Consider the following 12,227-nt stretch of genomic DNA (forward strand, 5'->3'; position numbering starts at 1 on the left):
AGAAGCGTTATGCGATGCTTAATCGCCTAACGCCGCCAGCTGCTCGGCCTGGTGCTCGGCGGACAAGGCGCTGGTCAGCTCGTTCAGGTCGCCGTCCATGATCATGTCCAGCTTGTACAAGGTCAGGTTGATGCGGTGATCGGTCAGGCGGCCCTGCGGGAAGTTGTAGGTGCGGATGCGTTCGCTGCGGTCGCCCGAGCCGATCAGGCTTTTACGGGTCGCCGCTTCCTTGCTCTGCTGTTCGCGGATCTGCACGTCCTTGATGCGCGCCGCCAGCACCTTCATCGCCTGCGCCTTGTTCTTGTGCTGGCTGCGGTCGTCCTGGCACTCGACCACGATTCCCGTGGGCAGGTGGGTGATGCGCACCGCGGAATCGGTCTTGTTGATGTGCTGGCCGCCGGCGCCGCTGGCGCGGTAGGTGTCGATGCGCAGGTCGGCCGGGTTGATGTCGACGTCCTCGACCTCGTCGGCTTCCGGCATCACGGCCACGGTGCAGGCCGAGGTGTGGATGCGGCCCTGCGTCTCGGTGGCCGGCACGCGCTGCACGCGGTGGCCGCCGGATTCGAATTTGAGTTTCGAATAGGCGCCGTTGCCGACCAGGCGCACGATGACTTCGCGGTAGCCGCCCAGGTCGGACGGCGATTCCGACACCATCTCGACCTGCCAGCGGTTGCGCTCGGCGTAGCGGGTGTACATGCGCAGCAGGTCGCCGGCGAACAGCGCCGACTCGTCGCCGCCGGTGCCGGCGCGGATCTCGAGGAAGATGTTGCGCTCGTCGTTCTCGTCCTTCGGCAGCAGCATCTTCTGCAGTTCGAGGTCGAGTTCGACCAGGCGCGCGCGCGCCGCTTCGATCTCGTCCTGGGCGAACTCCTTCATCTCGGGGTCGAGCAGCATCTCCTGCGCGGCCTCCAGGTCGGCCTGCGCGGTCTGGTAGCGGTGGTAGACCTCGACCAGCGGGCCAAGCTCGGCGTGCTCGCGCGTCATCTTGCGGTAGCTGTCCATGTTGGACGTCGCGCTCTCGAGCGACAGCAGTTCGTCCAGCTCGACGAGGCGGTTGGCCAATTGGTCCAGCTTGGACAGCATGGATGGTTTCATGTGTTCGGAACTCGGGTGAAATGAAGGACTGGCCGCAACCATGGAATGCTGCGGCGGATGAAGCGGGAGGAGGAGGGCGGCGCTAGCGGCGGCCGCGGAACAGCTGGGGCAGCAGGCTGGCCAGGCGCGCGCGTTCGTCGCCCTGGGCGCGGTGCAGCGCCTGTTGCGGGCCGTGCAGGAACTTGGCGGTCAAGCCTTTCGACAAGGCTTCGAGCACGGCTTCCGGGTCTTCGCCCTTGGCCAGCAGTTTCTTGGCGCGTTCGAGTTCGGCCAGGCGCAGGTTTTCGCTGGAGTCGTGCAGGTCGCGGATGACCGGCACCACGGCGCGGTCGCCGACCCAGTGCATGAACGATTGCACGCGCGTCTCGATGATGGCCTCGGCCTGGGCCACCGCCGCCTGGCGGCTTTCGACGCCGGTGCGCACGACTTCGGCCAGGTCGTCGACGGTGTACAGGAATACGTCGTTCAGGCGGCCGACTTCGGGCTCGATGTCGCGCGGGACCGCCAGGTCGACCATGAACATCGGCCGGTGGCGGCGCGCCTTGATGGCGCGCTCGACCAGGCCCTTGCCGATCAGCGGCAGGGTCGAGGCGGTCGAGGAGATCACGATGTCGAACTGCGGCAACATGTCGGGCAGGTCGGCCAGGCGGATCGCGCGGCCGGCAAAGCGGCCGGCCAGCGCTTCGCCGCGCTCGAGCGTGCGGTTGGCGATCGTGATCGATTTCGGGTTGTGGGCCGCGAAGTGGGTCGCGCACAGCTCGATCATTTCGCCGGCGCCGATGAACAGCACGTTCTGCTCGCTGACGGAGTCGAAAATGCGCTCGGACAGGCGCACCGCGGCGGCGGCCATCGAGACGCTGTGCGCGCCGATCTCGGTATTGCTGCGCACTTCCTTGGCCACCGCGAAGCTGCGCTGGAACAGCTGGTGCAGATAGGTGCCCAGGCCGCCGGCTTCCTCGGCCACCCGCACCGCATCCTTCAGCTGGCCGAGGATCTGCGCTTCACCCAGCACCATCGAATCGAGGCCGGAGGCGACACGAAAGGCATGGCGTACGGCATCGTGCTGCGGCAGCATGTACAGGTGCGGGCGCAGCTCGGCGTAATTCAGCTGGCGGTAATCGGCGAGGAAGTGGGCGGAGGCATCGAGTGGATCGGGCGCGGCGCTGGCGGCGTACATCTCGGTGCGGTTGCAGGTCGAGAGCAGGGCCGCTTCATCGGCTGAATGCCCACCATGATTTGCCGCACCGTTAAAACGTGAAAACCAGTTGCGCGCCGCCAGTACCGCATCGCCGAGGTGCTCGGGCCCCAGCGCCAGTTGCTCGCGCAGCGAGACCGGTGCAGTGTTGTGATTCAGGCCGACGGCGAGCAGTTGCATGAGTGATCAAAAATTGGGCAGTCCGCCCATTATACCGCGATGCGGACGGGGCTTCATGCACCCAGCTTTTCCAGCCGGTAGCCGTAGCTGTAGACGGGCACCAGGCGGTAGCCGTTCTCCGGACGCAGCTGCAGCTTGTTGCGCACGCGCGAGACGTGGGTGTCCATGGTGCGCGACGGCACCGCGGTTTCGCGCACCCAGATCGATTCGTGGATGTAGGCGCGCGACAGCGGACGGCCGAGATTGCGGAAAAACAGCAGGGCCAGGTTGAATTCCTTGTGCGTCACGTCGATCGCTTCGCCGTCCATCGTCAGCCGGCCAGGGCGGGTTTCGAAGGTGTAGGGGCCGAACTGCAGCATCTCGGCGCCGTTCTGCGACGGATAGGCACGGCGCAGCAGCGCCTGGGTGCGCGCAACCAGTTCGCCGCGGCGCAGCGGCTTGACCAGGTAATCGTCGGCCCCGGCGGTGACGCCGGCCACGATGTCGTCCTCGGCCGAGCTGCCGGCCAGGAACATGGTCGGCGTGTTGGCCGCCATCTTCTCCTTGGCACGGCGTAACAACTCCGGCGCCGGCACGTCGTTGACCTGCCAGTCCAGGATCAGCAGGTCGGCACTGTCCTTGCGCAATTGTGACAGCAGTTCCTTGCCGTTGCCAAAGGCTTGGCAGCTGTGTCCCGCGCCATTCAAGACCTGGCAGATCAGTTCTGCCTGGGCATTGTCGTTGTCCAGTACGGCTATTTTCATAGGGTGCATTTGCGAGTGGGAATGCCGGAGTTTGAACTGTAGGATGATTCCTACAGTTGTGCTCAAATATAGCAGACTTTTAAAATTAAAGGCTACATATAAATCACACAAAGTCACATTTTCGTTGGGGAAATGCGTCACACTCGTGTCTGCCTGCTAACACCCATCCGCGCTACACTCTGGGCAGACCGTCTGGATCACCGTAGTTTCGGAGAGTAATCATGTTTGGGAACAAAAAACAACAGGATGGCGCATTGACCTTATTGCCGACCGCACCGGCCGACATCGACGCGGTTCGCACCCGCTGCCTGGCCCTGGTGCGCAAGCGCGCCGCCTTGTCGGCCGGGGTGGCCGCGGTGCCGCTGCCGGGCATCGACGTGGTGGCCGATCTGACCAGTTTCGCCAGCATGGTCGAGGACATCAACCGTGCCTTCGGCCTGACACCGGAACAGATCGAGCGGCTGCAGCCGCACATGCGGGTCGCTGCCTACGAGGCGGTCGGCACGCTGGGCGGGATGCTGGTCGGCAAACTGGTGACCAAGGAACTGGTGCTGAAGATGCTGCAGAAGATGGGCACGCGGCTGGCGGCGAAATCGGCGGCGAAGGTGGTGCCGCTGGCCGGGCAGATCGCCGCGGCGGCGATCGGATTCGCGTTGTTCCGCAAGATGGGCAACCAGCATGTGGAAGCGTGCGTGAGGGTGGCGCGGGAGGTGGCGATCAAGGCGGAGCCGGCTTGACCGGCCCCGGCTGCCGCCCCGGCAGGAGGTGGGGCGGCGGCGGTGACGAAGGGATCAGGCGTCCGGCAGGACGACGTTGACGTCCAGCACTTCCAGGTTGCCCTGGCGGTCGAGCGAAATCTTGATGTCCTCGGCGTTGACCTTGGTGTACTTCGAAATCACTTCGATCAGTTCGCGGTGCAGCGCCGGCAGGAAATCCGGACCGCCGCGTACGCCGCGCTCGTGAGCAATGATGATCTGCAGCCTTTCCTTGGCTGCACCCGCACTTTTCTGTTTCTGTGGAAACAGGAATGAAAGCAGAGCCATATCACTTTGCTCCGAACAGACGCTGCAGGAAGCCCGGTTTTTCGTAATGGGTATAGCGCAGCGGCACGTCCTGGCCGAGGAAGCGCGTGACCACGTCCTGGTAAGCCTGGGCCACGTCGGTGTCCTTGAAATGGATCGCCGGATTGCCCTGGTTCGAAGCGTGCAGGACGGCTTCCGATTCCGGGATGATGCCGATCAAGGGAATGCGCAAAATTTCCTGCACATCTTGATACGAGAGCATCTCATCGTTCTCGACGCGGCGCGGCGAGTAGCGCGTGATCAACAGGTGTTCCTTGACCGGCTCGCCACCGCTCTGGGCGCGGCGCGACTTGGCCTGCAGGATGCCGAGGATGCGGTCGGAATCGCGCACCGACGAGACTTCCGGATTGGTGACGATGATCGCTTCGTCGGCGAAGGTCAGCGCCATCAGCGCGCCGTGCTCGATACCGGCCGGCGAATCGCAGATGATGAACTCGAAGTCCATCTTGACCAGTTCGTTCAGCACGTGCTCGACGCCGTCTTCGGTCAGCGCGTCCTTGTCGCGGGTCTGCGAGGCCGGCAGAATGAACAGGTTCTCGCAGTGCTTGTCCTTGATCAGCGCCTGGGTCAGCGTCGCTTCTTTATTGATGACGTTGATCAGGTCGTACACCACGCGGCGTTCGCAGCCCATGATCAGGTCGAGGTTACGCAGGCCGACGTCGAAGTCGATCACGACGGTCTTGTGGCCGCGCAGGGCCAGGCCGGTCGAGAAGCTGGCGCTCGAGGTGGTTTTGCCCACACCGCCCTTGCCGGACGTCACAACGATAATTCGTGCCATGGAAAAAATAAATCCTTATCAGTCTCTAATCTGTGCTGGGTAAAGCTCAGTGTCTTTGTCCCGAACCCAGCGATGATATATCGATTCGGTCGCCAACCAAACGGATTTGTGCCGGCTGGCGTGACAGTTCCGCAGGGAAACCGTCGTCGAAGGTCCGGTACACGCCGGCGATCGACACCAGTTCCGGCTCCAGCGCCAGCGCGAAGATGCGCGCGCCCGCATCGCCCGACGCGCCCGCCAGCGCGCGTCCGTGCAGCGGGGCATACACGTGGATGCTGCCGTCGGCGATGATCTCGGCGCCATTGTTGACCACCGCGGTGATGATCAGGTCGGTGCCGCGCGCGTAGATGCGCTGGCCGGCGCGCACCGGGGTGTCGATGATCATGGCCTGCAGCGGGGCCGCAGCCGGCGCAGGCGCAACCGGTGCCGGCGCAGGCGCCGGTGCGGGACCAGGCTGGGGCGCGGGCGCCGGTTCGCTGGGCGGCGCCGCTTCGCGCTGGCCGCCGACGTGCGAGCCACTGCTGCCTTCGTCGAGGAACAGGCCGTGCGCGCGGATTGCCGTCTGTGCGCCAATCGGCGCGCCGCGCACCGCGACGGCGTTCAGGCGGTATTGCTTGAGCAGCCCGACCAGCGCTGGCCAATCGACCTGCGCCGCCTCGTCGGCGATCGCGGCGACGTCGATGACGGCGAATTCATCTTCGAAAAAATCCGAGACGCCCCCGGTCATCTGCTTGAGCGCGGCGTCGATGGCGATCGGGTCGGCGGAATGCAGGATGGTCGAGATGGCCACGACCGTGGAGATCTTGATTTCGATCGGAAGGGAGCTCGGGCTTTTGGGCATAGAACGGTCAGGTTGGCTTAGCCCGAGCATTCTACTGTGTTGTTACTACTAGGGAAAAGGATTTTCTGCCCGCCTGTCATAGGAGTAACGAGTGTTTCCTCGATTAAAAACTGAACAAAAAAAGATGCTCTGCAATAACACGTTTGACGGAATTGATAGTTCTGTCGGATACATAAGCTGATAAGATTGATTTTGCTCAAACATCCCCTAAGCTAGATCGTTAGCATTGTTGGCTTCCTGCGCATTCCTGTTGCGGGCGGATGGAAATCTATTCAATAAACCCCGGCCGCAGGGGCCGGGTTACCGGAGATCGAAATGGAAGACGTCGTAATCGTGGCCGCAGGCCGTACCGCAATCGGCAAATTCGGCGGCACGCTCTCTAAAATTCCGGCCACCGAACTGGGCGCGCAAGTGATCAAGCACCTGCTGGCCAAGACCGGCATCGACCCGGCGTCGGTCAGCGAAGTGATCATGGGCCAGGTGCTGACCGCCGGCGCCGGCCAGAACCCGGCGCGCCAGGCCGTGATCAAGTCCGGCATGCCCGACAGCGTCCCCGCGTCGACCCTGAACGTGGTGTGCGGCAGCGGCCTGCGCGCGACCCACCTGGCGGCCCAGGCCATCAAATGCGGCGACGCCGAGATCGTCATCGCCGGCGGCCAGGAAAACATGAGCGCATCGCCGCACGTGCTGAACGGCTCGCGCGACGGCTTCCGCATGGGCGACGCCAAGCTGACCGACACCATGATCGTCGACGGCCTGTGGGACGCCTACAACCAGTATCACATGGGCGTGACCGCCGAAAACGTCGCGCGCAAGTACGAAGTCTCGCGCCAGGAGCAGGACGAATTCGCGCTGGCCTCGCAGAACAAGGCCGAAGCCGCCATGAAGGCCGGCAAGTTCAAGGACGAGATCATCCCGATCGAGATCCCGTCCAAGAAGGGCCCGACCGTGTTCGACACCGACGAGTATCCGAAGCATGGCGCCACGCTGGAAGGCTTGTCGAGCCTGCGCCCGGCCTTCAACAAGGAAGGCAGCGTCACCGCCGGCAATGCGTCCGGCATCAACGACGGCGCCGCCGCCGTGATCATGATGTCGGCCTCGAAGGCCAGGGAACTCGGCCTGACCCCGCTGGCGCGCATCAAGGCCTACGCCCTGTCGGGTCTGGACCCGGCGATCATGGGCATGGGCCCGGTCCCGGCCGCGCGCCTGTGCCTGGAAAAGGCCGGCTGGACGCATGAAGATCTCGACCTGATGGAAATCAACGAAGCGTTCGCCGCCCAGGCCGTCGCCGTCAACAAGCAGATGGGCTGGGACACCAGCAAGATCAACGTCAACGGCGGCGCGATCGCGCTCGGCCACCCGATCGGCGCCTCGGGCGCGCGCGTGCTGGTCACCCTGATCCACGAAATGGTCCGGCGCGACGCCAAGAAGGGCCTGGCCAGCCTGTGCATCGGCGGCGGCATGGGCGTGGCGCTGGCAATCGAGCGCTGATAAACAAGGTTTTCGGGCATCATGCGCGGCCTTCGCCGGTCGCGCGGCGTTATACCTACAATGAAAAACGAGGAGAAGACAAATGGCTAATCGAGTGGCATTGGTGACGGGTGGCATGGGCGGCCTGGGCGAAGCGATCTGCGTCAAGATGGCCGCACTGGGCTACACCGTCGTGACCACCTATTCACCGGGCAGCAGCAAGGCCGAGGGCTGGCTGGCGTCGATGAAGGAACAGGGCCATGACTTCAGGGCCTACGAGTGCGACGTCGCCGACTACGATTCGGCGCAGGCCTGCATCGCCAAGGTGACGCAGGAAGTCGGCCCGATCGACGTGTTGGTCAACAACGCCGGTATCACGCGCGACATGACCTTCAAGAAAATGGACAAGGTCAATTGGGATGCGGTCATGAAGACCAACCTCGATTCCGTGTTCAACATGACCAAGCCGGTTGCCGACGGCATGGTCGAGCGCGGCTGGGGCCGGATCATCAACATCTCGTCGGTCAACGGCCAGAAGGGCGCGTTCGGCCAGACCAACTATTCGGCGGCCAAGGCCGGCATGCACGGCTTCACCAAGGCCCTGGCGCTGGAAGTGGCGCGCAAGGGTGTGACCGTGAACACGATCTCGCCGGGCTACATCGGCACCAAGATGGTCACCGAGATCCCGAGCGAGGTGTTGGAAAGCAAAATCATTCCGCAGATCCCGATGGGCCGCCTGGGCAAGCCGGACGAGGTCGCCGGCTTGGTCGCTTACCTGGCATCGGATGAAGCCGCGTTCGTGACCGGCGCCAACATCGCGATCAACGGCGGGCAGCACATGCAGTAAGCATCGGCCGACGCCAGTCGACCAGCACACCGCCCGCGGGCGGTGTTTTTACGTCCGCTTATTGGAGTTGGAGTTCGCCATGCCGCCGCTCACCGCCAAGCCCTATCTGCGCTCGATCGCGATCGATCCCGCCGCCGACATCGATCCGGACAGTTACCCGTTCTCGATTCCGGCCGTGCGCGAGCTCGGCCTGCTCGAGCCGCATCCGGACGTCACGTTTTTCGTCGGCGAAAACGGCGCCGGCAAATCGACCGTGCTGGAAGCGATCGCGGTGGCGCTCGGCATGCCGGCCGAGGGCGGCACGCGCAACGTGCACCGCGCGCAGCAGGAAGTATCGCCTCTGCACCGGATGCTGAAAGTGGTCAGGGGCTGGCGCCGGCCGCGCCATGCCTACTTCCTGCGTGCGGAAAAGCCTGTTCAATGTGTTCACTTATCTGGACGAAGTGGCGAAGGAACCCGGTTCACCGCCGCCGCCGCATTTGCACCTGCGCTCGCACGGCGAAGCGTTCATGGACGTAATGCAGGGCTTCAGCGGCGACGGCCTGTATCTGCTCGACGAGCCCGAAGCCGCGCTGTCGCCGAACCGCCAGCTGGCCGCCTTGAGCGTGATCGATGCCCTGGTCAAGGGGGGTGCGCAGTTCATCATCGCCACCCATTCGCCGATCTTGCTGGCCTATCCGCGCGCGGAAATCCTCAGCTTCGATGCGGCCGGCATCGGCGAGATCGCCTACGAGGACACCGAGCACTACGCCATCACGCGCGACTTCCTGAACCATTACCCGCGCCGCCTGCAGCAGCTGCTCGAAGACGATTGAAGCCTGTTCTGCGCCGCCCGTCCGAGCCTTGTCGTATGCTCGTCACCGAAAGGATGGGACGGAGATGACGATCGATACCAAGCACGTACAAGCCATCGTGATGCTGCCGGGACCGCAGCGCTATGAATATTTCGTCAAGCGCGTGGTCGAGAGCGGCGTCGTGTGGAGCCTGTTCCGCCAGGGCTGGGCGCTGGCCAAAAAGGAAGACGGGGCCCTGGTGTTCCCGTTGTGGCCGGAGCGCGAGTTCGCCGCCATCTGCGCCGATTACGAATGGAGCGGCTATGCGCCGCAATCGTTCGCGCTGGAAGAACTGATCGACGAGCTGCTGCCGCAGCTGGAGCAGGACGGCATCGCCACCGGCGTGTTTTATACGCCCGGCGCGCGCGACGTGATGCCCACGGCCGGCCTGCTGCTGCGCGACCTGCGCGACGAGCAGCGCCGGGCGTCGAGCCCATCCAACGACCAGGACGGTCCGGCATGAACCCGTTGCCCCATGCCTTGCCCCATGGCGCCCTGTCGCTGTCCAGCCTGGACGAACGGCTCCTGCAGCCGGGCCTGAAAGGCTTACCCATCGACGCGCCGTTGCGCCAGGGCGCGATCGGCGTCCAGCTGGCTCCGCACGGCAAGACCACCATGAGCCCACAGCTGTTCGGCGCCCAGCTGGCCAATGGCGCCTGGGGCGTCACGCTGGCCAACGCCAGGCAGACGCAGGTGGCGCACCGCTTCGGCGTGCGCCGCGTGCTGATCGCCAACCAGCTGGTCGCGCGCAGCGACGTGCGCGCCGTGCTGCGCCTGCTGCACGGCGATCCGGATTTCGAGTGTGTGGTGCTGGCCGATTCGCTGGCGGGCGTGGCGCGCCTGGCCGAGGAAGTTGCCGCGCAAGGCTTGACGCGCGCACTGCCGGTGCTGGTCGAACTCGGCCTGTCGGGCCAGCGCGCCGGTTGCCGCACCGAAGAGGAAGCCTTGACCGTCGCGCGTGCGCTCGCCGGCGCGCCCGGGCTGGCGCTGGCCGGCTTCGAGGGCTACGAGGGCCTGATCGCATCCGGCGACCACGCCGCCGATGTGCAGGCGGTGGCGCGCTTCATCGACCGCCTGTGTGCGCTCACCTTGGAGGCCGACGACGAAGGCCTGTTCGAGACGCCCGAGATCCTGGTCTCGGCCGGCGGCTCGAGCTATTTCGACCTGGTCGCGCGCGGCCTGGGCAAGCTGCACGGCCTATCAAAACCGCTGCGGCCGATCCTGCGCAGCGGCTGCTATCTCACCAGCGACCACGGCATCTACCAGCGCGACCTGGCAAAACTCGATGCGCGCGAAGGCCGGCCGGCCGGACAGGGTTTGCAGCCGGCGCTGGAGATCTGGAGCGTGGTGCAGTCGCGTCCCGAACCCGGCCTGGCAATTTTGACCATGGGCAAGCGCGACGCGTCGCACGACGCCGGCCTGCCGGCGCCGCTGCTGTTCCACACGCCGGGCCCGGGCGCGCCGAAGTCCTTGCCGGCCGGCTGCACGATCGTCAAGATGAACGACCAGCATGCCTACCTGCGCCTGCCCGAGGGCGATCCCATCGATGCCGTGCTGGCCGTGGGCGACCTGGTCGGCTGCGGCATCTCGCACCCGTGCACGACCTTCGACCGCTGGCCGCTGCTGCTGGCGGTCGACGACGATTACGTGGTGCGCTTCGGCGTGAACACGTTCTTCTGACTCTGCCGGATCTTCTGGAGCCGGGAGCGGTACGCTACAATCGGCTGTCGCCCTATCGAGACCGATCCGCCATGCCAGCCATCCCGCCGTCGCTGTTCCCGCCCATTCTCCCGAATCGCCACGGCATGCTGGCGGTCGACGACCTGCACACGATCTATTGGGAAGAGGTGGGCAACCCGAACGGCATCCCGGTGCTGTTCCTGCACGGCGGCCCGGGCGCCGGCCTGTCGCCGCAGCACCGCCGCTTCTTCGACCCGGCCGCCTACCGCGTGATCCTGTTCGACCAGCGCGGCGCCGGCAAGTCGACCCCGCTCGGCGAATGGCGCAACAACACGACGCAACTGCTGATCGAGGACATCGAGCGCCTGCGCGCGATGTTCGGCATCGAGCGCTGGCTGGTGTTCGGCGGCTCCTGGGGCTCGACGCTGGCGCTGGCCTATGGCGAAGCGCACCCCGAGCGCTGCCTCGGCTTCGTGCTGCGCGGGATTTTCCTGTGCACGAAGCCGGAAATCGAATTCTTCCTGTACGGCGTGCAGTGGTTCTATCCCGAGCTGTACGACGAGTTCATCGCACCGATCCCGCCCGAGGAACGCGGCGACCTGCTGAAGGCCTACGCCAGCCGCCTGCTGTGCGAGGACCCGCAGCAGTTCTGGCCGGCGGCGCGCGCCTGGAGCCGCTTCGAAGGCCGGCGCGTGTTCCTGCTGCCGCAGGAGGACGAGAGCTCGTCCGACACGCTCGACCTGGGCGTCGGCCGGCTCGAATCGCACTACATGGCCAACGGCGGCTTCCTGGCGGAAGACCAGCTGATGCGCGACCTGGGCCGCATCAACCACTTGCCGGCGGTGGTCGTGCAGGGCCGCTACGACGTGATCTGCCCGCCGCTTTCGGCCTACCGCCTGCACCAGGGCTGGCCGGGCGCGCGCCTGCGCATGATCCCGGACGCCGGCCATGGCGCGCTCGAGCACGGCATCGCGCGCGCGCTGGTCGCGGCCACCGAACAGTTCAAGCGCCACGGCCGCTTCGACTGAGTGGAGGCATGAGCTTGAACCTGCAACTGAGCGACATCGGGCACGTCATCCAGCTCTCGATCGCCCCGGTGTTCCTGCTGACCGGCGTCGCCACCAAGATGACGCTGCTGCTGAACCGCCTGGGCCGCATCATCGACCGCACCCGCGTGCTGCGCGAGCAACTGCGCAAGGGCCCGGACCCCGAATGCCATGAGGAGCTCGACGTGCTGTACCAGCGCTGGCAGCTGATCAACTACGCGCTGACCTCGAGCACCGGCTGCGGCCTGCTGATCTGCGTGATCATCGCCGCGCTGTTCCTGGGCGACGTCACCAGCTACTCGCTCGACAAGAGCATCGCCGGCATGTTCGTGCTGGCGATGGTGGGCCTGATCCTGAGCTTCTGCTTCCTGCTGCGCGAAGTGTTCGTCTCCTTCCGCTACATGCGCCTGCACCTGCACGAGCGCTCGCACGCCTGA

At 65.2% G+C, this 12,227-nt stretch carries 14 protein-coding genes and 1 pseudogene; 9 read left to right on the plus strand and 6 right to left on the minus strand.

Annotation, left to right across the window (positions count from 1 at the left end; genetic code table 11):
• Positions 1-18: 18 nt before the first annotated feature.
• The 3 genes from prfA to FA90_RS19175 form a co-directional block, all read right to left on the minus strand.
• Positions 19-1,095, minus strand: a complete 1,077-nt coding sequence (prfA, locus tag FA90_RS19165; protein ID WP_036171541.1) for a peptide chain release factor 1 — start codon at positions 1,093-1,095, stop codon at positions 19-21.
• Between the two features lie 82 nt (positions 1,096-1,177).
• Positions 1,178-2,470, minus strand: a complete 1,293-nt coding sequence (gene hemA / locus FA90_RS19170; RefSeq protein ID WP_036171544.1) for a glutamyl-tRNA reductase — start codon at positions 2,468-2,470, stop codon at positions 1,178-1,180.
• A 53-nt stretch (positions 2,471-2,523) separates the two neighbouring features.
• The gene (locus FA90_RS19175; RefSeq protein ID WP_036171548.1) at positions 2,524-3,213 is read right to left on the minus strand and encodes a response regulator transcription factor; all 690 of its coding nucleotides are present in this window, start codon (positions 3,211-3,213) and stop codon (positions 2,524-2,526) included.
• 221 nt (positions 3,214-3,434) lie between these two features.
• On the opposite strand from FA90_RS19175, the gene FA90_RS19180 reads away from it, so the two are divergent.
• Positions 3,435-3,950, plus strand: coding sequence for a DUF697 domain-containing protein (locus FA90_RS19180; protein ID WP_051971921.1), 516 nt, complete (start codon positions 3,435-3,437; stop codon positions 3,948-3,950).
• A 54-nt stretch (positions 3,951-4,004) separates the two neighbouring features.
• Here FA90_RS19180 and minE read toward each other — a convergent pair whose 3' ends face one another.
• From minE to minC, 3 genes are read right to left on the minus strand one after another with little or no spacing between them, the layout of a single operon-like run.
• Complete coding sequence (minE, locus tag FA90_RS19185; protein ID WP_036171554.1) at positions 4,005-4,256, minus strand: cell division topological specificity factor MinE; 252 nt, start codon at positions 4,254-4,256, stop codon at positions 4,005-4,007.
• Position 4,257: 1 nt separating this feature from the next.
• Positions 4,258-5,073, minus strand: a complete 816-nt coding sequence (gene minD, locus FA90_RS19190) for a septum site-determining protein MinD (protein ID WP_036171557.1) — start codon at positions 5,071-5,073, stop codon at positions 4,258-4,260.
• A gap of 46 nt (positions 5,074-5,119) precedes the next feature.
• Positions 5,120-5,914 (minus strand): septum site-determining protein MinC, encoded by a 795-nt coding sequence (gene minC, locus FA90_RS19195; RefSeq protein ID WP_036171561.1) that lies wholly within the window; start codon positions 5,912-5,914, stop codon positions 5,120-5,122.
• 315 nt (positions 5,915-6,229) lie between these two features.
• Here minC and FA90_RS19200 point away from each other — a divergent pair, with 315 nt between their 5' ends.
• From FA90_RS19200 to FA90_RS19230, 8 genes and pseudogenes are all read left to right on the plus strand, one after another.
• A complete protein-coding gene (locus FA90_RS19200) occupies positions 6,230-7,405 on the plus strand; it encodes an acetyl-CoA C-acetyltransferase (protein WP_036171565.1) in 1,176 nt (391 codons plus the stop codon).
• 82 nt (positions 7,406-7,487) lie between these two features.
• Positions 7,488-8,231 (plus strand): acetoacetyl-CoA reductase, encoded by a 744-nt coding sequence (gene phbB / locus FA90_RS19205; RefSeq protein WP_036171568.1) that lies wholly within the window; start codon positions 7,488-7,490, stop codon positions 8,229-8,231.
• A 79-nt stretch (positions 8,232-8,310) separates the two neighbouring features.
• Positions 8,311-8,481 (plus strand): annotated as a pseudogene (locus FA90_RS27600) (AAA family ATPase); the annotation flags it as partial.
• Between the two features lie 136 nt (positions 8,482-8,617).
• Positions 8,618-9,046, plus strand: coding sequence for an AAA family ATPase (locus FA90_RS27605; RefSeq protein WP_307171940.1), 429 nt, complete (start codon positions 8,618-8,620; stop codon positions 9,044-9,046).
• A 64-nt stretch (positions 9,047-9,110) separates the two neighbouring features.
• Positions 9,111-9,527, plus strand: a complete 417-nt coding sequence (locus FA90_RS19215) for a DUF2750 domain-containing protein (protein WP_051971922.1) — start codon at positions 9,111-9,113, stop codon at positions 9,525-9,527.
• Positions 9,524-10,744 carry an alanine racemase gene (locus FA90_RS19220; protein ID WP_036171571.1) on the plus strand — a complete coding sequence of 407 codons (1,221 nt, stop codon included), beginning with the start codon at positions 9,524-9,526 and terminating at the stop codon, positions 10,742-10,744. The genes FA90_RS19215 and FA90_RS19220 overlap by 4 nt, the downstream gene beginning before the upstream one ends.
• Before the next feature lie 71 nt (positions 10,745-10,815).
• Positions 10,816-11,772 carry a prolyl aminopeptidase gene (gene pip / locus FA90_RS19225; RefSeq protein WP_036171574.1) on the plus strand — a complete coding sequence of 319 codons (957 nt, stop codon included), beginning with the start codon at positions 10,816-10,818 and terminating at the stop codon, positions 11,770-11,772.
• A 14-nt stretch (positions 11,773-11,786) separates the two neighbouring features.
• Positions 11,787-12,227, plus strand: coding sequence for a DUF2721 domain-containing protein (locus tag FA90_RS19230; protein WP_036176385.1), 441 nt, complete (start codon positions 11,787-11,789; stop codon positions 12,225-12,227).

Origin of the sequence: Massilia sp. 9096, from assembly GCF_000745265.1 — a bacterium.
In the GTDB taxonomy this organism is placed as follows: Bacteria; Pseudomonadota; Gammaproteobacteria; order Burkholderiales; family Burkholderiaceae_D; genus Telluria.